Source organism: uncultured Roseovarius sp. (assembly GCF_947489715.1).
Classification (GTDB): domain Bacteria; phylum Pseudomonadota; class Alphaproteobacteria; order Rhodobacterales; family Rhodobacteraceae; genus Roseovarius.
In genome coordinates this window covers 150,564-170,800 of the sequence record NZ_CANLER010000007.1, presented here as the reverse complement: position 1 = coordinate 170,800, position 20,237 = coordinate 150,564, and the positions used below count along the sequence as shown (strand labels likewise).

The 20,237-nt window shown below is 59.4% G+C and carries 17 protein-coding genes; 3 read left to right on the top strand and 14 right to left on the bottom strand.

All coding sequences use genetic code 11. The features are described from left to right. The first annotated feature begins 44 nt into the window (after positions 1-44). Both Q1B27_RS17375 and Q1B27_RS17370 read left to right on the top strand, forming a co-directional pair. Complete coding sequence (locus Q1B27_RS17375; protein ID WP_367181361.1) at positions 45-815, top strand: DUF1365 domain-containing protein; 771 nt, start codon at positions 45-47, stop codon at positions 813-815. Further along, positions 812-1,537, top strand: coding sequence for an SDR family oxidoreductase (locus tag Q1B27_RS17370; RefSeq protein ID WP_299849254.1), 726 nt, complete (start codon positions 812-814; stop codon positions 1,535-1,537). The genes Q1B27_RS17375 and Q1B27_RS17370 overlap by 4 nt, the downstream gene beginning before the upstream one ends. 27 nt (positions 1,538-1,564) lie before the next feature. On the opposite strand, the gene doeA is transcribed toward Q1B27_RS17370, so the two are convergent. The 12 genes from doeA to Q1B27_RS17310 all read right to left on the bottom strand — a co-directional run bounded on the left by doeA (position 1,565) and on the right by Q1B27_RS17310 (position 17,543). After that, positions 1,565-2,752: an ectoine hydrolase DoeA gene (gene doeA / locus Q1B27_RS17365; RefSeq protein WP_299849252.1), complete on the bottom strand. Its 1,188-nt coding sequence runs from the start codon at positions 2,750-2,752 to the stop codon at positions 1,565-1,567. A gap of 16 nt (positions 2,753-2,768) precedes the next feature. Continuing rightward, the gene (gene eutC / locus Q1B27_RS17360; RefSeq protein ID WP_299849250.1) at positions 2,769-3,761 is read right to left on the bottom strand and encodes an ectoine utilization protein EutC; all 993 of its coding nucleotides are present in this window, start codon (positions 3,759-3,761) and stop codon (positions 2,769-2,771) included. Beyond that, entirely contained in the window at positions 3,762-4,769 is a 1,008-nt protein-coding gene (gene eutB, locus Q1B27_RS17355; RefSeq protein WP_299849248.1) for a hydroxyectoine utilization dehydratase EutB, read from the bottom strand. Positions 4,770-5,782: 1,013 nt separating this feature from the next. Further along, positions 5,783-7,477 carry an ABC transporter ATP-binding protein gene (locus tag Q1B27_RS17350; RefSeq protein ID WP_299849246.1) on the bottom strand — a complete coding sequence of 565 codons (1,695 nt, stop codon included), beginning with the start codon at positions 7,475-7,477 and terminating at the stop codon, positions 5,783-5,785. Between the two features lie 5 nt (positions 7,478-7,482). Then, complete coding sequence (locus tag Q1B27_RS17345; RefSeq protein ID WP_299849244.1) at positions 7,483-8,703, bottom strand: ABC transporter permease; 1,221 nt, start codon at positions 8,701-8,703, stop codon at positions 7,483-7,485. 12 nt (positions 8,704-8,715) lie between these two features. After that, positions 8,716-9,672: an ABC transporter permease gene (locus Q1B27_RS17340; RefSeq protein ID WP_299849242.1), complete on the bottom strand. Its 957-nt coding sequence runs from the start codon at positions 9,670-9,672 to the stop codon at positions 8,716-8,718. Between the two features lie 200 nt (positions 9,673-9,872). Then, positions 9,873-11,483 (bottom strand): ABC transporter substrate-binding protein, encoded by a 1,611-nt coding sequence (locus Q1B27_RS17335; RefSeq protein WP_299849241.1) that lies wholly within the window; start codon positions 11,481-11,483, stop codon positions 9,873-9,875. 26 nt (positions 11,484-11,509) lie between these two features. Further along, on the bottom strand, positions 11,510-13,120 hold the full coding sequence (locus Q1B27_RS17330; RefSeq protein ID WP_299849239.1) for an ABC transporter substrate-binding protein: 1,611 nt from the start codon (positions 13,118-13,120) through the stop codon (positions 11,510-11,512). Between the two features lie 360 nt (positions 13,121-13,480). Next, entirely contained in the window at positions 13,481-14,788 is a 1,308-nt protein-coding gene (locus Q1B27_RS17325; protein ID WP_299849238.1) for a replication-associated recombination protein A, read from the bottom strand. 4 nt (positions 14,789-14,792) lie between these two features. Continuing rightward, the gene (locus tag Q1B27_RS17320) at positions 14,793-16,172 is read right to left on the bottom strand and encodes a trypsin-like peptidase domain-containing protein (RefSeq protein WP_299849236.1); all 1,380 of its coding nucleotides are present in this window, start codon (positions 16,170-16,172) and stop codon (positions 14,793-14,795) included. A 58-nt stretch (positions 16,173-16,230) separates the two neighbouring features. Continuing rightward, positions 16,231-17,283 carry a TauD/TfdA family dioxygenase gene (locus Q1B27_RS17315; protein WP_299849234.1) on the bottom strand — a complete coding sequence of 351 codons (1,053 nt, stop codon included), beginning with the start codon at positions 17,281-17,283 and terminating at the stop codon, positions 16,231-16,233. A gap of 74 nt (positions 17,284-17,357) precedes the next feature. Beyond that, positions 17,358-17,543, bottom strand: coding sequence for a hypothetical protein (locus Q1B27_RS17310; RefSeq protein ID WP_299849232.1), 186 nt, complete (start codon positions 17,541-17,543; stop codon positions 17,358-17,360). Positions 17,544-17,709: 166 nt separating this feature from the next. Here Q1B27_RS17310 and Q1B27_RS17305 point away from each other — a divergent pair, with 166 nt between their 5' ends. Then, positions 17,710-18,606, top strand: a complete 897-nt coding sequence (locus tag Q1B27_RS17305; RefSeq protein WP_299849230.1) for a helix-turn-helix transcriptional regulator — start codon at positions 17,710-17,712, stop codon at positions 18,604-18,606. A 74-nt stretch (positions 18,607-18,680) separates the two neighbouring features. Here Q1B27_RS17305 and rplQ read toward each other — a convergent pair whose 3' ends face one another. Together rplQ and Q1B27_RS17295 are read right to left on the bottom strand one after the other, a co-directional pair. Beyond that, positions 18,681-19,100, bottom strand: coding sequence for a 50S ribosomal protein L17 (gene rplQ / locus Q1B27_RS17300; RefSeq protein WP_299849228.1), 420 nt, complete (start codon positions 19,098-19,100; stop codon positions 18,681-18,683). Between the two features lie 114 nt (positions 19,101-19,214). Beyond that, the gene (locus Q1B27_RS17295; RefSeq protein ID WP_299849226.1) at positions 19,215-20,231 is read right to left on the bottom strand and encodes a DNA-directed RNA polymerase subunit alpha; all 1,017 of its coding nucleotides are present in this window, start codon (positions 20,229-20,231) and stop codon (positions 19,215-19,217) included. Positions 20,232-20,237: the final 6 nt, after the last annotated feature.

Here is a 20,237-nt window from a genome sequence, read left to right as displayed (position 1 = left end):
AGGCTGATCCAACCCGAGGCACGGCACGTAGTAAGAAAACGATGATGGAACATATCCAAGGCCAGACTTATCACGCCCGGCGCGGTGCATTGAAAAACGCCTTCAGATATGGCGTTGACTATGTGCTGTGCGATCTGTCGGAAACATCCCACCCGCGGCTTTTTTCCCGCAACCGGTTCAACCTCTGGTCGCTTTGGGATCGGCGGCATGGGGGCCCGCGCGGCCATGGATCGGGGGCCACATGGTTTCGTGACATTCTGTCAGAACGCGGGTTCCCGCTTGACGGTGTCCGGCTGGTTTTGCTGACACAGCCCAGCTTTCTGTGGTTTCATTTCAACCCGGTCAGCTTTTGGATCGCGCTGCGTGAGGGACGGCCCTGTGCCTTTGTGGCCGAGGTCAACAATACGTTCGGGCATCGGCATTGCTATTTCTGCGCCCATGATGATTTTCGCCCGATTGAAAAGGCGGACACGATCATGGCCGAAAAGCTGATGCATGTGTCGCCATTCCAGCAAGTGGCCGGGCAATACAGTTTTAATTTCGGCATGACGGATGCCGCCTTTGACATCCGGATTTCTTACCAGCGCGGCAATGAGGGTGTGTTGGCAACGCTTAGCGGTGATCGCCGCCCTGCCACCAGCGCATCGCTGCTCTGGGCGGCGCTGCGGCGTCCGTTTGGTGCGGCCCGTGTCGTGACGCTGATCTACTGGCAGGCACTGATCCTCTGGGTCAAACGTGCGCCTTTCCTGAAGACGCCACCGCCGCCATCGACCCTGATTTCGGACAGCAACAGTTTTCAGGAAAAGCAGCCGTGAACGAATTTTCAGGGAAAACCTACTGGCTGATTGGCGCCAGCGAGGGGCTGGGACGCGCCCTGGCGCATGATCTTGATGCGGCTGGCGCGCAATTGATCCTGTCGGCCCGCAATGCGGAACGGCTGGAAAGCCTGGCGGCTGAGCTGACTAGGGCCCGCGCTGTCCCGCTTGACGTGACCGACCTTGAGGCGGTGCGCGGGGCCGCGGCATCGCTGGGCGACGTGGACGGCATCATTTACAACGCGGGTGCCTATGAGCCGATGCGCAGTATTGAGTGGGGGTCCGCCGCCGCGCTGACCATGTGCGATGTGAACTTTACCGGTGCGGTGCGTGTGCTGGGCGAGACCGTCCCGCACTTCCTGAAACGCGGTCATGGGGACATCACCTTGATAGGGTCGCTTGCGGGGTATCGTGGGCTGCCTGCCGCGATCGGTTACGGGGCCAGCAAGGCGGCCCTGATCAGCCTGGCCGAAACCATGCGCCATGATCTGAAAGACAGCGGCGTCATTGTCCGCATCGTCAATCCCGGTTTCATCAAGACCCGCCTGACCGAAAAAAACGAGTTCAAGATGCCGATGCTGATGACCCCCGAGGACGCGGCGAAACGGGTGGTGAAAGCGATGCGGTCGAACCGCTTTCGAACGGATTTTCCAGCCCCGTTTTCGTGGCTGATGCGCAGCCTGACATTTCTGCCCGATTTCATTCTCTATCGCGGGAAGTGACGCGCCCGCCGCCCGAGTGGCTATTCGTCAATCCTTGACCAGCATCTTGCGCGGCACATTCGCCAGGCATTCATGGCCGGTTTGGGTAATGCGGATGCTTTCGGTAATCTCGAACCCCCAATCCTCCATCCAGAGACCTGTCATGAAGTGCAGGGTCATGTTCTCGCGTAGTTCGGTCTTGTCCCCGGGGCGCAGCGAGAAGGTGCGTTCGCCCCAGTCGGGCGGGTAGCTGACACCGATCGGATAGCCGGTGCGGCTGTCCTTGGTGATGCCGTATTTTCCCAGCACCGCAAAGAAGGCGTTGGCGATATCCTCGCAAAGATTGCCCTCTTTCGCGGCCTCAAGCCCGGCCTCCATACCTTCGAGCACGGCCTTTTCGGCGTCCAGGAAGGTCTGGGTCGGCCTGCCCAGAAAGACGGTGCGCGACAGCGGGCAGTGGTAGCGGCGGTAGACGCCCGCGACCTCGTAAAACGTGCCCTCGCCTGATTTCATCGGCGCGTCATCCCAGGTCAGGTGCGGCGCGGCGGCGTCCGAGCCCGAGGGCAGCAGCGGCACGATACCCGGATAATCGCCACCGCCCCCGATCTGCGCGTCATAGCGCAGCGAGGCATCGTAGATTTCGGCCACCAGATCGCATTTGCGGATGCCCGGTTCCACGCGCTCAAAGATGCGTTCGTGCATCCGGCCCACGATCCGGCCTGCGGTACGCATGTAGTCCAGTTCGGTCTGGGATTTGATTGCCCGCTGCCAGTTCACCAGCGCGTTGGCATTGGCGAAGGTGGCGTTGGGCAGGTGCTGCTGCAACGAGGCGAAGGCCGCCGCCGTGAACCAGTAATTGTCCATTTCGACCCCGATGCTGCCGCGATCCAGCTTGCGGTCCGTCAGCTGCGCCGAGAGGTAATCCATCGGGTGGCGTTCGGTCGATTGCACGTAGTGGTCGGGGTAGCCGATGATGTTGGCGGGATCCATAAAACAGGTCCGGAGCGCACCATTGGCGTCCTGCCCGCGCCCGTACCAGATCGGTTCGCCATCGAGGCCCAGCACCACGCATTGATGCACATAGAAGGACCAGCCGTCATAACCGGTCAGCCAGTTCATGTTCGACGGATCGGTGACGATCAGCAGGTCAAGCCCGCGATCCTGCATGGCGGTGCGGGTGCGGCCGATGCGCTGGCTGAATTCGTCGCGACTGAAATGGAGTTTGGGTGTCGGCATCAAGGGCTCCGCTGGGTTAACTGGTGAAACTGGTGCCACGGCCTGCCGCTTCGGCGCGCTGACGGGCGAGGGTCGCGATAGCGGTGTCCTGAACGCCGGTGCCGGTCAGATCGGCGATGGTGATATCGCTGTCCAATTGGCGACCGGGGGCCTTGCCGGAGGTGACATCGCCCAGATCGGCGAATTGACGAGCAGCAGGGAAAACACCTGCTTCGAGGGCGCTGCGCAACTCGCCTTTGAGAGCGCATTGCGATTGGCTGTCGGGCACGTAAAGCGTCGCCCTGGCGAGGCAGTCCGGGTGCAGTTCGACCTTGTGTTCCTGATCGGATCCCATCGCGATGATGGTCTGCCCCGGTTGCACCCAATCACCTTGGATCAGCGGCGTCGACGAAGGCGTTGTGGTGACGACAATATCTGCCAAAGCCACGGCAGTGGCGATGTCAGCGCTGGCGCTGACGTCGATCCCCAACTCATAGCGCAGATCGACGGCGGCGGCTTCGGCCTTGGCGCTATCCCGTGCCCAGATCACGGCACTTGTCATCTTGCGCACCAAAGTCAGCGCCTTGAGTTGCAACCGCGCCTGAACACCTGCGCCGATGATACAGGCACGTGTGGCGTCCTTGCGGGCAAGATGGCGAGCGGCAACGGCCCCGGCGGCGGCGGTGCGCACATCGGTGAGATAGCCATTGTCCAAAAGCAGCGCCTCAAGCACGCCCGTCGTGCTTGAAAACAGCACCAGCAGACCCGACGTGCTGGGCAGGCCCAGCTTTGGATTGTCAAAAAAACCGGGACTCATCTTGATGGCGAAACTGTCGATTCCCGGCACGTAGGCGGATTTCACACACACTTCGCCGTTATGTTCATGGATCGGCAACGACATGATCGGCGGCATCACCACCTTGCCGCCGGACAGTGTGGTGAACCCCTGTTCAATGCACGTCACTGCAGCAATATCCAGCGGGACCAGATCGCGCAGCTCACCCTCGGTCAGTATCTTGATATCCGGCATCTAGCCCTCCTCTGTCGTCTGGGTCACGTCAACATCCTCGCCCGAGATGATCCGGTGATGCAGGTTCATGTCGATATTGCCACCGCTCAGAATCACGGCTGTTGGCCCGTCTGGTTTCACCTTGCCGCTGAGCAGCGCCGCGATGCCGACCGCGCCCGAGCCTTCGATGATCTGGTGTTCCTGCCAATAGGCGTGGCGGATAGCCTGCGCGATCTCGGCCTCGCTGACCAGAATGATGTCATCCACCAGATCGCGGGTTATGGCAAAGGTGTATTCATTGTCGAGCCCGATACCGCCGCCCAGACTGTCGGCCAGCGTTGTGAGTTCCGGCACGATCATGGGTTTGCCCACCCGCTGGCATTCAAACATCGCAGCGCCGCGTTCCATGCTGACGCCGATCACGCGGACCTCTGGCAGACGCGCCTTGAGTGCTGCCGCCACGCCCGAGATCAGCCCGCCGCCCGATAGCTGCACCAGAACGGTTGTCAGATCGGGCAGATCCTCGGCCAGTTCCAGCCCCAGCGTGCCCTGCCCGGCGATGATACCCGGATGATCGAAGGGCGGAATCATGGTCATGCCTTCTTCGGCGACCAGCCGGTCGACCTCGATCTGGGCATCGTCCTGGCTGCAGCCGATGATCCGAACCTCGGCGCCTTGCGCCCTGATCCCGTCAATCTTGTTCTGCGGCACCAGTTCCGACATCGCAACGATGCAGCGCACCCCGTTCTGCCGCGCCGCATAGGCCAGCCCGCGCCCGTGATTGCCGGTCGATACCCCCACCACACCGCGTTTGCGTTCTTCGTCCGACAGCGACAGCACCGCATTGGTCGCGCCGCGCAGTTTGAACGATCCCGTGCGCTGGTGGTGTTCCAGCTTAAGATGAACCGGCACGCCCAGCCTGTTACTCAGATCGGTTGAACGTTCCATCCGCGTGCGATGCACCGTCCCCGCAATCGTGCCCTGCGCCGCTTCGATTTCAGCCACGCCGATCGGGTTGGTTCTGCTCATGCGCTGATGCCCTGTTGTCATTCTGATCTGGCGCGCGGAAAAAGCGGCACCTCTTTATCGGATGCTGCACCAGACCGGAGGGTCTCTTCAAGACCCGGACCTCTCATTGATATGATCGCTGCGAGCTCTTTCGTCAGGAAAGCTGTTTTTGCGAAGGATTGGAGCGGCCCCGTTGCCTGACTATCAAGACTGCGCCACCCAGCTTGGACCTCCATGTCGGCTAAATCCGCTTCGGCGCTTCGAGGACAAATCCAAAATCAAATGGGAGGTTTTTCCCGGTTGTAAGAGAATCAGGCAGGGACACCCTGGCGCGAAAGTGGTTGAAAGGGTCGCATGGCGGGTGTAGCTACAAAAAACATACAAAAAACACATATTCGCCACACATGTTTTTCCCATATTTTCCAGATAGATAACGCCAAAAACGCGCGGTATGCTAAATTGCAGCATCTGGGTTGCAACGGTTGCATAGATTTTTATTAATTTTTTGATTGCGTAATGGAAATTAGTGTTTATGTGAGGGTTCGAACGCAGGTGAAACCTGTGTCGATCTGTAACGCCAACTGTAGGAGGCCTTCATGACCCGCGACGAACTGAACCGCGAACTTCGCATGCATAGCGCCACTTTCCCGGCTGTGCTTATTGTCTATGGTGTGATCCTGGGAACGATGGTCGTTTCCGCAATGGCGATCATCTGATCAAGCAGCGCCGCAGACGGCTCTCGACAACTCACTGAAATCCGAAAGCGCCAGTGGCTGAATGCCAATCTGGCGCTTATTTATCCCACCGGAACAGCGACAGGGCGTTCCCTTCCGATCCAACGGAGGCCCCACCATGAACCGCGACCAATTGATCCGTGAATTGCGGATACACAGCGCCAGCTGGCAAGCTGTTGCGATTGTCTACGCCCTGATCGTCGGCACGATGATCTTTTCGGCCATGGCGATCATCTAAGGCAAGAAAAAACGGCGGGTGGATTGACCACCCGCCGTTCTTGTCGATCAGATTTCCGATCTTTAGCTTTTTGCACCCTGGATCTTTGGATCGTTGGGGTCGATCTGGGCTGCCGCGGCATCGCCCAGATTGTCGATCCCGCGCTCTTCCAGAAGTGTGGTCAGCCAGTTCGGGTCCATCTCGGGCACCGAACTGAGAAGCAGGTCGGTATAGGGATGGTGCGGCGGTGTGAACATGTCGTCCTTGGGCCCCTGTTCGACCACCTTGCCCTGCTGCATCACGATCACCTCATCGGCGATCGACCGCACGGTTGCAAGGTCGTGCGTGATGAACATGTAAGCCAGGTTCAGCTCGTTCTGGAGCCTGTCCAGAAGCCGCAGGATGCCCTCGGCCACCAGTTGGTCCAGCGCCGATGTGACCTCGTCACAGACGATGAAGGTCGGGTTCGCCGCAAGCGCCCGGGCAATCCCGATCCGCTGTTTCTGACCGCCAGACAGTTCCGGTGGATAGCGATTGTAGAACTTTGCCGGATCAAGTTCGATCAGGTCCAGAAGCTCATCCACCCGGTTCTTCAGATCCGCCCCCCTGAGGCCGGAATAGAACTGCGCCGGGCGCCCGATGATTTCCGAGATTTTCACCTTGGGGTTCAGCGCCGTATCGGCCATCTGGTAGATCATCTGGCACTGCCGCAACTGGTCGCGGTCGCGGTTCCGATAGTCATGCGGGAACGGTGTTCCCTTGAACAGAACCTCACCCTTGGACGGCGGCAGAAGACCGGTGATCACCCGCGCGGTCGTAGATTTGCCCGACCCGGATTCACCCACCACGGCAACGGTCATCCCTTCATAAATGTCAAACGAGACATCATCGAGAATCTTGGGACCACCGGTATAGGCCGCATCGACGTTCTGGACCGAAATCAGAGGCACCGTGTCCGGGGGCCTGTGCCGTTGCGGGCTTTCAAAGCTGCGCACCGCCCAGAGGGATTTGGTGTAATCCTCTTTCGGGTTGTTCAGCATTTCCTCGGTCGAGGCTTCCTCAACCTCGTTGCCCTTGAGCAGCACCTTGATCGTGTCCGCCATCTGCGCCACGACCGCAAGGTCATGGGTGATATAGAGTGCTGCGGTGTTGAACTGATCGACGATGTCGCGAATGGCTGCAAGCACCTCAATCTGAGTGGTCACATCAAGCGCGGTTGTCGGTTCGTCAAAGATGATCAGATCAGGCCGGCACGACATGGCCATCGCGGTCATCGCCCGCTGCAACTGCCCGCCCGAGACCTGGTGCGGATAACGGAACCCGATCTCTTTCGGGTTCGGCAACCGCAACCGCTCGTAAAGGTCCATCGCATCTTCCTGCGCTTCCATGCGCTTTTGAATGCGATAGTGCAGCGGTGCTTCGGTGTGCTGGTCGATGATCTTATGCGCCGGGTTGAAGGATGCCGCCGCCGATTGCGCCACATAAGCAATCCGAGAGCCACGCAGGGCGCGCCTTTCGGATTCAGTGGCCGTGGTCAGCTCCATCCCGTCGAATTCGATCTTCGATCCTTCGACGATGCGCGTGCCATCGCGGGCATAGCCCATCGCCGCCGCGCCGATGGTGGATTTGCCTGCACCGGATTCGCCGATCAGGCCCATCACCTCGCCGCGGTGGAGGGTCAGGTCGACACCCTTGATGATGTCGACCCAAGTTTCATCCGAATATCCCTGAATCTTCAGGTTTTCGATTTTCAGCAGGACTGATTTGTCTTTGCTCATGTCAGTTACTCCTTCAGGCCCGAGGACCGGTGCAGCATCCAGTCAACCACGAAGTTGACGGCGACTGTCAGCAGCGCGATGGCTGCCGCCGGGATCAGCGGGGTGATGTCACCAAACGAAATCAGTGTCGCGTTCTCACGCACCATTGATCCCCAGTCCGCCGTGGGTGGTTGGATACCAAGGCCAAGGAACGACAGACCCGCAACCAGCAGGAACACGAAGCAGAATTCCAGACCAAATTCCGCGATCAGAGGCGCGGTCGAGTTGGGCAGGATTTCGCGACGGATCAGATAGCCCGTCCCTTCACCCCGAAGCTTTGCAGCCTCGATATAGTCCATCACCACGACGTTGCCCGCCACCGCCCGTGTCAGGCGGAAAACGCGCGGCGCGTAGATGATAGCAACGGCACAAATAATCACCGGTGTGGTCGGACCAAAGATCGACAGCATCAGCAGGGCGAAGATCAGCGACGGGATCGACATGATCACGTCGGCGACCCGACCCATGAGCTGATCGAACCAGCCGCCTTTCGTCGCGGCCAGCAGACCCGCACCCGCGCCCAGGAAGAACGCGGCAACCGTTGCGGTCAGGGCAAGCCCGACCGAGTTGCGTGCGCCATAGACGATCCGGCTGAACATATCACGGCCCAGCTGATCCGCCCCCAGAAGCATGCTTTCATCGGCCGGCGCAAAGGCGGAGGAGATTACCTCGGCCTCACCATGCGGTGCGATATAGGGCGCGAAGATGCCCGCAATAGCATAGGTGAAGATCACGAACATCCCGAAGGCCGCTGTCAGCGGTGCTGTGCGCAGCTCCTTGGCGGTTTCCGTCGTCATACCCAGAAGCAGGATAACGATGACAAAAAGCGCCACGGCGATCTCTTGCAGGGGCCATCCCATCATCGAGGACAGAACGAACAGAGCAATGGGAACCAACATGCCCAGATACAGCACAGGCGGATTATTGGTGAACGAGCTCCCCACATTGCTATCTGCCAGTTGGATCAGGAATTCACGGAAGGCATATGATACCATCGCCGTCAAACCCAGAAGCGCCGCACAGACAGCAACCGCCCTGAGGGCACCGGTGCCCCCGACGATCCCCAGGATGAACGACACCAACGTCAGCGAGAAGGCCAGCAGGAACACCTGCCGTTTGTTGAAATATGCTGCCAAGCAGGACACTGCCAACAGCAGGGTGTAGTAGCCGATTACGAATACACTCATCTCTCTACCCCCTTATTTCGGATGCCGCAGACGCGGGTTTGTCAGGATTGCGCCAACATCGGCTGCCAGATTCAGCAGGATGAAGGTCGCGGCGAAGATCAGGCAGCAAGCCTGCACAACCGGGAAGTCGCGTTTGGACACTGCGTCCACAAGCGCCTGTCCGATACCCGGGTACACGAACACCACCTCAACCAGCACAACGCCGGTAATCAGGTAGGCCAGGTTCAGCGCGACCACGTTGATGATCGGCGCCCAGGCGTTGGGCAATGCGTGTCTCACGATCACCTTCCAGGGCGGTGTGCCCTTGAGCCGTGCCATTTCGATATAGGGGCTGGCCAGAAGGTTGATGATCGCGGCTCGCGTCATGCGCATCATATGGGCCACCACGACCAGCACCAGCGTCAGCGCCGGCAGGAAGGTTCGGTTCAGCAATTCACCAAAACTCATCCCGTCACTCAAACTTGAGATCGCCGGGAACATGCCCCATTTGACCGAGAAATAGAGGATCAGGATGTAGCCCAGGAAGAATTCAGGCGATGAGATCGAGGTCAGTGTCGCCACGTTTGCCACCCGGTCGAAGATCGAGTTGCGCATCAGCGCGACCAGCACACCCAGTACGATCGAAATCGGTACCGCGATCACCGCGGCATAGGCGGCCAGGAACAACGTGTTCATGAAGCGCTCGCCGATCAATGAGATCACCGGCTCTCTGGTGACGACGGATGCGCCGAAATCAAATGTCACGGCACCTGAAAGCCATCCCAGATATCTGACAATGGCGGGCTTATCCAGCCCCATTTCCTTGCGCATGGCGGCAAGGTTTTCCTCGGTCGCTCCCTGGCCCAGAACCGCCTGGGCGATATCGCCCGGCAAAAGTTCGACCATGAAGAAAATTATGATTGAGATCACAAGTAGAATCACCAATCCGAGACCGAGCCGTTTCCCAACGAGCCCTAGAATGTCTCCCATCTGTCCCTCCTTTGTTGGCACCAAGCCCCGCAATACTTAGCCCTGAGCGGGTTTCTGGTGTTCAGATTATTGGCCGTCCCCGTTCAACTATCGGTTTGCGATGGTCGCGGTTCTGGCATGTGTTCGGAAAGCCTACACAATTTTTAAGCCCCGAAAAGGAAAAACCCGGCGCAAAGGGCGCCGGGTTCGTCGTTTACTGGTTAGCCATCAAACCACCAGCGGCTTGCATGGCGGTAGCCATCCATCTGCCAGCTGGGGGCAAGCTGCCCGATATGTTTGACGTTTTTCCGGCGCCCGTAGACGAAGTTCGGGAAGTACGGAATGACCGACCCACCGTCATCACGCGAGATCATGCCCATCTCGTGGTACATTTCGGCGCGTTTGGCATCGTCCAGTTCTGCCTTGGCCTGCAGCAGGATTTCATTGAACCGCGGGTTCTTCCAGTGCGACTCGTTCCAGGCTGCATCGTCCTTGTAGGCCAGCGTGTACATGACGTCCGGTGTCGGGCGCGCGCCCCAGGTGACCATGCACCAGGGTTTGACCAGCCAGACATCCGACCAGTAGCCGTCATTGGGTTCACGCACGACCTTGATGTTGATCCCGGCCGCCTTGGCGTGCTCGGCATAAAGGATCGCCGCGTCAACCGCACCGGTGGTGATCGATTCCGCCGTGCTGAGGCTGACCGAAAGGTTTTCCATCCCCGCTTTCTTCAGCAGTGATTTGGCCTGATCCGGATCATATTCCCGCTGCGGAATTTCCGACGGGAAGTAGGGCATCGCGGGCGAGTGATGGAAGTCGTTGCCGATCGTGGCCGCGCCGAAGGTGATCTTTTCAATCAGCTCTTCGCGGTTGATCGCCAGCTTCAGCGCCATGCGCACGTCCGGATTATTGAACGGGGCCACATCCACATGCATGGGCATGGTGATGCATTGCGCTGACGAGACGTTGTCGACCTCGATATTGGGGTCGCGCCCCAGCAGGGCCAGCGTCTTGTTTTCCAGCAGGCTACAGGCGTCCACATCACCGGTGACAAGCGCGGTCTGACGCGCGTTCGGGTCATTGATGACAAGGAACTCGACCTCATCGAAATACGCCCCTTCGCCGTGCCATTCTTCGTGGCGCACGAAGGTGGCGCCAACGCCGAATTCCAGGCTGGCAATTTTGTACGGGCCACAGCCATCGGCCGATTGCCAGTTGGCGGTGCCATCTTCGTTGGCCGGTACGATCGGCAGGTGATAGTCCGGCATGATCCACGGCAGGTCCGCATTGGGGGCCGTCAGCTTGAACGTGACCGAATTATCGCCGTTATCGACAATATCTTCGACAGCCGCCAGAAGTGCCGTCGCCGCCGAGGTTGAATCCTCACCGCGGTGGTGGTTCATCGACGCCAGAACGTCATTCGCGGTCACTTTGGCACCGCTATGGAATGTCGCCGCCGGGTTCAGTTTGAACGTCCACTCTTTCGCATCAGGTGTTGCCGACCATTCCGAAGCCACATCCGGGCCCAGCGTGCCGTCCGGGTTGATCATGGTCAGGAAGGCGCGGAACGTATGCACCAGCGAAATTTCAAAGTTAGATTGGTATTTGCCCGGATCGTGCTGATCCGAAGTGTTCCCGTCATGCTGCGCCATGCGGTATTTGCCGCCGCGCTTGGGTTCGGCTTTGGCCGAGGTTCCCCACAACCCGGTTGCAGCAGATGCGGTCATGCCCGCAGCTACCGAATAGTTCATGAAGGAACGACGCGAAATGCTGCCCTCGCGGGCAGCATCTGCAAGCCGATCGATCATCATCTGATCTTTGGCATTTTTCATAGGTATCTCCCAGTTTGGTTTTGGTCTTAGGTTTCGAACCACCAACGGCTACCTGCCCGTGCACCATCCATCATCCAGCTTGCAGCCAGTTGGCCGGTATGCTTGACGTTTTTCCGGCGCCCGTAGACGAAGTTCGGGAAGTACGGAATGACCGCCCCGCCATCGTCACGCAGGATCATGCCCATTTCGTGGTACATTTCAGCGCGTTTCGCATCGTCGAGTTCTGCCTTGGCCTGCAGCAGGATTTCATTGAACCGATCATGCTTCCAATGCGTTTCGTTCCAAGGCGCGTCATGCTTGTAGGCCAGCGTGTACATCACGTCCGGCGTCGGGCGTGCACCCCAGCTTACCAGACACCAGGGCTTTGTCAGCCAGACATCCGACCAGTAGCCATCATTGGGTTCACGGACCACGTTGATGTTGATCCCCGCCGCCTTGGCCTGTTCGGCATAAAGCAGGCACATGTCGATCGCACCTGTGGTGATGGATTCAGCCGCGCTGAGATTGAAGGTATGGCCTTCCATCCCCGCTTTCTTCATCAGCGAACGTGCCTGATCCGGATCGTATTCCCGCTGTGGGATATCCTCCGGGAAGTAGGGCATTGCCGACGAATGGTGGAAGTCGTTGCCCACCGTCGCCGCGCCATACTGGACTTTTTCAACCAGCTCTTCACGGTTGATCGCCAGCTTCAGCGCCATGCGCACATCCGGGTTGTCGAACGGGGCCACATCCACATGCATCGGGATCGTGATTGCCGAGGCCGAGGCAACATTGTCGATTTCGATGTTGGGGTCGCGACCCAGCAAGGCCAGGGTCTTGTTCTCAAGCAGGCTGCACGAATCCACGTCGCCGGTCACCAGCGAGGTCTGACGCGCGTTCGGGTCGTTGATCGCCAGCATTTCGATCTCGTCGAAATACGCACCTTCGCCATGCCACTCATCGAAACGGACAAGACGGGCGCCAACGCCGGGTTCATATTCAACCAGCTTGTAGGGGCCCGAGCCATCACCCGACTGCCAGTTGGCAGTGCCATCGGCATTCGCCGGAACGATAGGCAGGTGATAATCCGGCATGATCCACGGCAGGTCAGCGTTTGGCGAATCCAGCTTGAAGGTCACCGAGTGATCGCCATTGTCGACAATCTCGGTCACGCTGGCCAAAAGCGCCTTGGCCGCCGATTGCGATGCCTCGCCACGGTGATGGTTCATCGACGCGATCACGTCCGCCGCGGTGACTTTGGCGCCCGAATGGAATGTCGCAGCCGGGTTCAGCACAAAGGTCCACTCGGTCGCGTCCGGCGTCGCTGACCATTCGGTCGACAAATCCGGTCCAAGCGTCTGATCGGTATTGATCATCGTCAGATACGAACGGAAGGTATGCGCCATCACGATCGTGAAGTAGGACAGGTAGGTGCCCGGATCGTGCGTATCGCTGGTATTGCCGTCATGTTGCGCAAGGCGGAATTTACCGCCGCGCTTGGGCTCGGCCTTTGCCGCGGTCCCCCACAGACCGGTCGCTGCCGATGCGGTCATGCCCGCAGCTACGGAATAGTTCATAAAAGACCTGCGTGAAATGTTACCCTCGCGGGCAGCATTGGCAAGTCGGTCAATCATCATCTGATCTTTGGTACTAGTCATAGTCTCTCCCTGTGACTTTTACAGTCTTATTGTCGTATTGAACTGCCGATCGTCCCGGCAGTCTCGTGAAGTGTCGCTGTCCAGCGCGTCAACAGACAGCCTGTTTGCGACGTTTTGACAGCAAAACACGAATTTCGAATTGCATCTAGCGCGCAAATGGATACTTAAGGTTTTTTTCGAAATTCTCCAAAAAATACAGAATGTTTATAATATCTTGATCTCGATCACCATTCGGTGTGAACGCTCTGGCAACCGAACCAGATGGTCAAAAAACGACATTTATTGGAATTAAGATGATTTTCCCGGTCAGTTCTAGCGCGCAGGGACCCGGAATTGCCCGCATAACGGGCAAAATGTCACCTAGTTTCGCTTTGATCTCAGTTTGCTGAAATAATCCAGCCGTCGCTTCAACTCGCGCTCGAACCCGCGTTCGACCGGTTGATAAAGCACGGGCCGTTTGATGCCATCGGGAAAGTAGTTCTGCCCTGAAAACCCATCCTCGGCATCGTGATCATAGGCATAGCCGTCGCCATAGCCCTGATCCTTCATAAGTTTGGTGGGCGCGTTCAGGATATGTTTTGGCGGTGGCTCGGACCCGGTGCGCTTGGCCTCTTTCATCGCGGCCTTGTAGGCGACATAGCCAGCGTTCGATTTCGGGGCCAGCGCCAGATAGGTCACCGCCTGCGCCAATGCCAGTTCACCTTCGGGGCTGCCCAGCCTTTCGTAGGTTTCCCAGGCCTGCACGCAGATGCCCTGCGCCTGCGGGTCGGCCAGGCCGATATCCTCGACCGCCATTCGGGTGATCCGCCGCGCCAGGTATCGCGGATCCTCACCCCCGGTCAGCATCCGCGCAAACCAGTAAAGCGCCGCATCGGGATCGGACCCACGCACAGATTTATGCAGCGCTGAAATCAGATTATAGTGTTCATCCCCACCCTTGTCGTACTTGGCCGCCCGTTTCATCAGCCGGGTGGTCAGCGCATCGGTATCCAGCTTGCCCTCGACCGTCCACGCGGCCACCTGCTCGGTCAGGTTCAAAAGCGCCCGCCCATCCCCATCGGCCATCTCCAGCAACGCCTCGCGCGCCGCACCGTCAAGGGGCAATGCCTTGCCCAACTCTTTCTCGGCGCGTTGCGCCAGCCGTTCCAGATCAGCCAGATCAAGCCGCTCCAGCACCAGTACCTGCGCGCGGCTCAAGAGGGCGGCGTTCAGCTCGAAACTGGGATTTTCGGTCGTGGCCCCCACCAGAAGGATCGTGCCATCCTCCATATGGGGCAGGAACCCGTCTTGCTGGGCCTTGTTGAAGCGATGGATTTCGTCCACGAAAAGTAACGTCCCCTGCCCGTTCGTGCGCCGATGCTTGGCGGTCTCAAACACCTTGCGCAGTTCGGGCACGCCGGTGAAAATGGCGCTGATCTGAACGAAATGCAGATCGGTTTCATCCGCCAGCAACCGCGCGATCGTCGTCTTGCCCACACCCGGCGGACCCCAGAGCACCAGAGAGGTCAGCGACCCCGACGCCAGCATCACGCCCAGCGGCGCATCCGGCCCCAAGACCTGCGCCTGCCCGATCACATCGGCCAGTTTGCGCGGCCTCAGCCGGTCCGCCAACGGGCGTGGTGCCGTATCGGGCACGGCCCCGGTGGCGGTATCGAACAGATCTGCCATCGCGCTAAAGCCTGAACCGCAAGACGCTACGCTGCGATCCGCGCTGCACATCCAGCGACAACCAGCGTGCCTTGCGTTCCAACAACATGGCGGCAACGGACGTATCAGTTGCCGCCTCTTCATTGATCCCGCGCAGGATATCGCCTGTCCGCAACCCCGCCCTTGCGCCAAACTGGCCCGGATCAGCCACCAATACTCCGGTCGCGGTCAGCGGCAGGCCAAATTCATCAATTACTGCCGGGTTGATGTTCGACAGGATCATCCCGGGAATGGCAGATCGGGCGCCGGTCTCGACCTCGCCGCGCGCCGGCTCATCCGGGGCAGGCACCAGCGATACGACGACATCGCGCCGCTCACCATTGCGCAGAATGCTGATCTTGGCATGATCTCCCATGCCCGCGACCGACATGCGAAAGATCATTTCGGCGGGGCTGTTGACGGGCAGACCATCCACCGCCGCGATCACATCACCGGGCTGAACCTCGACCTTGGCAAATGGGCTTTGCGGATGCACTTGCGAAATCACGATGCCTCCGGGGCGATCAAGACCCAGGCTTTCGGCCATATCCGCCATCACCGGCTGACCGCTCAACCCGGCCCAGGGACGGGTAAAGCGTTCATTGCCGGCACGTGCCTGTGCCACGAACTCCGCCACCAGCGCGCTTGGAATGGCAAAACCGATCCCGTTCGACCCGCCCGAGCGTGACAGGATCCAGGTGTTGATGCCAATCAGGTGCCCGGCCATATCAACCAATGCACCGCCGGAATTGCCGGGATTGATCGGTGCATCGGTCTGGATGAAATAGCCGCGCGCATTGCCCATCGCCACGCCGGATCGCGCCAGCCCGGACACGATCCCGCTGCTGACGGTCTGCCCCACGCCAAACGGGTTGCCGATGGCCAGCACCAATTCGCCAACCTCAACGCTGTCACTGTCGCGCAGTTCCAGCGCTGGCAGGTCAACATCCTCTTCGATCTGCAGTATCGCCAGATCGCTTTCCTGATCCGCCAGCAAGACACGCGCGGAAAATTCGCGCCGGTCGGTCAGCACCACCCGAATATCCGTTGCCTGACCGACGACATGATAATTCGACACCACGATCCCGTCCGGCGACAGGATCACGCCTGATCCTAGGGAATTTTCCGTCCGTTGCTGCGGCGCACCGAAGTCGCGGAAAAGCCGGTTGAAGAACGGATCGCCCTGAAACGGGCTGGACCGAACATTCACAACGCGCTTGGCATAGATATTGACCACTGCCGGGGCGGCCTCGCGCACCACTGGCGCAAAGCTTAGCTGCATGTCGGCCTGACTTGCGGGAACACGGGTCTGAGACCACCCGGCAACCGGCAAACAGATCAGAAGGATCGTGAAGAAACGCAGCATGGGCCCCTCTTGGAAACGCCCTCAAGATATGCGCATCCCCTCCGTTCAACGCAAGCGTCTAATCCAGCGGTGCACACAAGCGTGTGCCCTTGGTGATGATCCCGCCCCGGTCGCCAATCTCGATCGAACCGTAGCGTTCGGCAAAACAGGGTGGCAATGGCCGGTCGCCAGGAACGGAAAGCCAAAGCCGCATCAGATGCCGCCGCTTTTCCCGTTCTGGCCAGTCGATGAACCCGGTCCGGTCATGAAGCTGCGCATGGTTATAGACAAACTGCATGTCGCCGGGGCGCAGCCGCATCTGCACATGCAAATCCGGGTCGTCGGCCAGGGCATCGAACATGTCCAGCGCTTCGACATGGGCATCGGTCAGGCGCATCGCGTCCTCGAACCGCTGCGCAGAGTCGATATATTGCCGCTGGTAGAACACCGTCAGCTTGCCCGCGAACCAGTTCAGCGGCGGGATTTCCATCCACGGTTTCATCCCCTCTGGCACCTCGCCGCGACGGTCGGTGGCAATCGGATCAAACAGCAGTTGCAGCAGGTCCGGGCGTGTGCGCCGCATCCGGTTGCAAATCGTCTCGGCACTGACCAGAAGTGAATCGCCGCCTTCCTTCGCATCCTGCAAACACAGCAGCCCGACCACATCGGCGCTGTCGGTATGAAATGTCTGCCGCGCGCTGGTCTGATAGATGCGCGTGGCCACATCCTTGGGGTCAGCCCCCAGATCGCGCACATGGCCCAGGATATGTCCCTGCGCATTCTGGGATCGTGCCTTGCCCAGATGCGCGCCGATCCCGCAAAAGATAGCGGCGGCCATTTCCTGCGAATAGGTCTCAACGGGCAACCCGCGCAGCACCTCGACCCCGATACCGGCGATCAACTTTTCCCGCAGCCCGGACAGATGCGCAGCAAATTCGGGCACCGGAAAATCCTCGGCGGTGATTTCACCAATGTCCCGTCCAAGCGACAGGTAGTGCCGCGCGGCCCCCTCCAATTCTGTAATTTGACCGGTGGTCAGCGTCACGAGCCACGCCTGTGGATTAGCACGCATCCATGTCCCTTCCCATGCGGAAGGTCCGTCAAATGTCTCGGGCAGGCTCGGGTCCAGCATCTTGGTCTCTCTGAAGGGACAACCCCGGCAGGCTACCAAACCACGCCCGCGCCAGAAAGCATAAAACCCGCCTGTCAGTCAGCGCTGTCTTTGAACGGATACCGGCCACGACGACGCGCGGACCAGCCTGGGCGACGATCCGTGGGATAAGGCCGCCAATCATCGGGTTCGACCCTACTGGATGACGCACCATTTCGTGGCGTGGCATGCGGGGTCAGGACATAAATTGCCCCGAAAAACGGTGAAATACGGCGGGTCATGCGGGCGCCTCCTGTTGCAAATGTTCCTGCACATGCTGCGCGCGCCGCCCCCGGGCTGCCACCGACGCGATCCGCAAAACCCGTAAGTCACCCGTAAGTCCCTTGGCATTTCCGCCGACGATAGGGCAGTCTGGGATCGCTGCCGAACCGCATTTTTCAGGAACCCATGGCCGATCACCCCTCCCTTTTTGCCCAAAAGCTGCGCGATTGGCGCATCAGCAACGGCAGGCATGGCCGCATGACCCAGGAAATGCTGGCCGAGATGCTGGATGTCAGTACCGACGCGATTGGCAAATACGAACGCTCGGTTTCCTTCATCCGCGGCGATCTTGAACACCGCCTTGCCGACCGGTTGGGATGGAGTCGCGACGACATTATCGCCTGCCGCGAAGATTGGCAGAACCGTCAACAGCGGCCACACCAAAGCGCCTACCGGGCGCTGGACGATGCTCTTGTCGCCGAACTCTTTGACGGCTCCTGGCGCAAGGCCATCCACGCCCTGATCATCATGGTCGAAAAGGAATTGGGCAGGCTGCCCGACGAACTTGCTGCCGATGCCGAGGTATTTCTGCCTATCTATGAAACCTATCGCGATAGCTGGGCGGCCATCCTTCGTGACAAGCAATTCGTCGCCAAATGGGCGCTGCCCTTGTTGATGCCCGAAGATGAGGCGCTGTTTCGCAGCGGCGATCTACTCGAGGCCGCGATGACGGTCGATGGCATTCGCCGCCCGATCTTGCCAGGCACCTATTTCGGCTATTGCCCGGCCCTGGTCGTGTGTCACGGGCACGAGGCTGCGACACCGCTTCTGATGACATCCTTCGTGCGATACCTCGAAGCACTGGCGGAGCGCGACATCCTGCTGCATGGCATCGGGACGATCTCCTGTTCGGCCGGGGGCGAACAGATATGCCGCGATCTGGGCATGACCCGTCTGGGCGCGCATTGCACAGGGCCTGCTTACAACGTCTGGGAACTGTCCGGTGCGGCGATCACGACATCCGTCTTCGCGCGCCGTTCGCCGCGACTGCGCCGGCGTTATGCAGACGCGTTCAACGTTTGATCAAACTCACCCCAACAACAAAAAACGCTGCCGGATTGCTCTGGCAGCGTTTCGATTTGCGCAATCAGATGCGCTTATTCTTCTGCGGCCTCTTCGGCAGCAACGCGCGCCTTGTCGGCAGCGCCTTTGGCATCCAGATCGCGGTCAACGAATTCGATGATCGCCATCGGGGCCATGTCGCCATAGCGGAAACCGGCCTTGAGAACGCGGACATAGCCACCGTTACGCTCTTTGTAGCGCGGGCCCAGAATGTCGAACAGTTTGGCGACATACTGGTCCTGCTTGAGCTGGCTGGCGGCCTGGCGGCGGGCGTGCAGATCACCGCGTTTGCCCAGCGTGATCAGCTTTTCCACGATGCGGCGCAGTTCTTTCGCCTTGGGCAGCGTGGTTTTGATCTGTTCGTGTTCAATCAACGAGCCGGCCATGTTGGCCCAAAGCGCCTTGCGGTGCTCATGGGTACGGTTCAGGCGGCGGTAGCCTCGTGCGTGACGCATTTTGTAGTTCCTTCTGTTTTGCTTTGTCCGGTGGTCTGATGCGTGTCAGCCACTCTCCTTGAGGCGGGATTGCCCTTGTTTTCCCCGGCATTCCGGGCAGTGGTGAAGACGCGCTTAAAACGCGTCTTCGAATTTCTTGGCCAGATCTTCGATATTGTCCGGCGGCCAGTCTTCGACATCCATGCCCAGATGCAGCGCCATGCCGCTCAGGACTTCCTTGATCTCGTTCAGCGACTTGCGACCAAAGTTCGGGGTGCGCAGCATCTCGGCTTCGGTCTTCTGGATCAGATCGCCAATATACACGATATTGTCGTTCTTCAGACAGTTTGCCGACCGTACCGACAGTTCCAGCTCGTCCACTTTCTTGAGTAGCAGAGGGTTGAATTCTAGACCGTCGTCTTCGTCCTGACGGCTGGCGCTCTCGGGCTCTTCGAAGTTGACGAAGATCGACAGCTGATCCTGGATGATCCGCGCGGCATAGGCCACGGCATCGTCCGGCGTGATCGACCCGTCGGTTTCGACCTTCATGGTCAGCTTGTCATAATCCAGCACCTGACCTTCGCGGGTCGGCTGCACGTCATAGCTGACCTTCTTGATCGGCGAATAGATCGCATCGACCGGAATGAGGCCAATCGGCGCATCCTCGGGCTTGTTCTTGTCGGCGGCAACATAGCCCTTGCCCTGGTTCACGGTCAGTTCCATGAACAGGTCCGCACCTTCATCAAGGTGACAGATCACGTGATCCTTGTTCAGGATCTCGATGCCCGCGCTGTCAGAGATGTCACCGGCAGTTACTACGCCCGGACCCTTGGCATTGATCGACAGGCGCTTGGGCCCTTCGACTTCCATGCGCAGGCTGACGCCCTTGAGGTTCAGAACGATGTCGGTCACGTCTTCGCGCACACCGGCCACCGAGGAGAACTCGTGCAGCACGTTGTCGATCTGAACGCTGGTGATGGCCGCGCCTTGCAGCGACGACAGCAGCACACGGCGCAGCGCGTTACCCATGGTCAGACCAAAGCCGCGTTCCAGCGGTTCGGCCACGACCGTTGCCTGACGGATCGGGTCATTGCCCGGCTTCACTTCAAGCTGTGTTGGCTTGATAAGCTCTGCCCAATTTTTGTGGATCATGTGTCC

Excerpts from the sequence above, each read along its gene's own strand:
- Q1B27_RS17345 (WP_299849244.1), bottom strand. The coding sequence starts at position 8,703 with ATGAGTGTATTCGTAATCGGCTACTACACCCTGCTGTTGGCAGTGTCC.
- Q1B27_RS17310 (WP_299849232.1), bottom strand. The coding sequence starts at position 17,543 with ATGACCCGCCGTATTTCACCGTTTTTCGGGGCAATTTATGTCCTGACC.
- eutC (WP_299849250.1), bottom strand. The coding sequence starts at position 3,761 with ATGCCGGATATCAAGATACTGACCGAGGGTGAGCTGCGCGATCTGGTC.
- Q1B27_RS17320 (WP_299849236.1), bottom strand. The coding sequence starts at position 16,172 with ATGCTGCGTTTCTTCACGATCCTTCTGATCTGTTTGCCGGTTGCCGGG.
- Q1B27_RS17305 (WP_299849230.1), top strand. The coding sequence starts at position 17,710 with ATGGCCGATCACCCCTCCCTTTTTGCCCAAAAGCTGCGCGATTGGCGC.
- rplQ (WP_299849228.1), bottom strand. The coding sequence starts at position 19,100 with ATGCGTCACGCACGAGGCTACCGCCGCCTGAACCGTACCCATGAGCAC.
- Q1B27_RS17325 (WP_299849238.1), bottom strand. The coding sequence starts at position 14,788 with ATGGCAGATCTGTTCGATACCGCCACCGGGGCCGTGCCCGATACGGCA.
- eutB (WP_299849248.1), bottom strand. The coding sequence starts at position 4,769 with ATGAGCAGAACCAACCCGATCGGCGTGGCTGAAATCGAAGCGGCGCAG.
- Q1B27_RS17375 (WP_367181361.1), top strand. The coding sequence starts at position 45 with ATGGAACATATCCAAGGCCAGACTTATCACGCCCGGCGCGGTGCATTG.
- Q1B27_RS17330 (WP_299849239.1), bottom strand. The coding sequence starts at position 13,120 with ATGACTAGTACCAAAGATCAGATGATGATTGACCGACTTGCCAATGCT.
- Q1B27_RS17335 (WP_299849241.1), bottom strand. The coding sequence starts at position 11,483 with ATGAAAAATGCCAAAGATCAGATGATGATCGATCGGCTTGCAGATGCT.
- doeA (WP_299849252.1), bottom strand. The coding sequence starts at position 2,752 with ATGCCGACACCCAAACTCCATTTCAGTCGCGACGAATTCAGCCAGCGC.
- Q1B27_RS17315 (WP_299849234.1), bottom strand. The coding sequence starts at position 17,283 with ATGCTGGACCCGAGCCTGCCCGAGACATTTGACGGACCTTCCGCATGG.
- Q1B27_RS17340 (WP_299849242.1), bottom strand. The coding sequence starts at position 9,672 with ATGGGAGACATTCTAGGGCTCGTTGGGAAACGGCTCGGTCTCGGATTG.
- Q1B27_RS17295 (WP_299849226.1), bottom strand. The coding sequence starts at position 20,231 with ATGATCCACAAAAATTGGGCAGAGCTTATCAAGCCAACACAGCTTGAA.
- Q1B27_RS17350 (WP_299849246.1), bottom strand. The coding sequence starts at position 7,477 with ATGAGCAAAGACAAATCAGTCCTGCTGAAAATCGAAAACCTGAAGATT.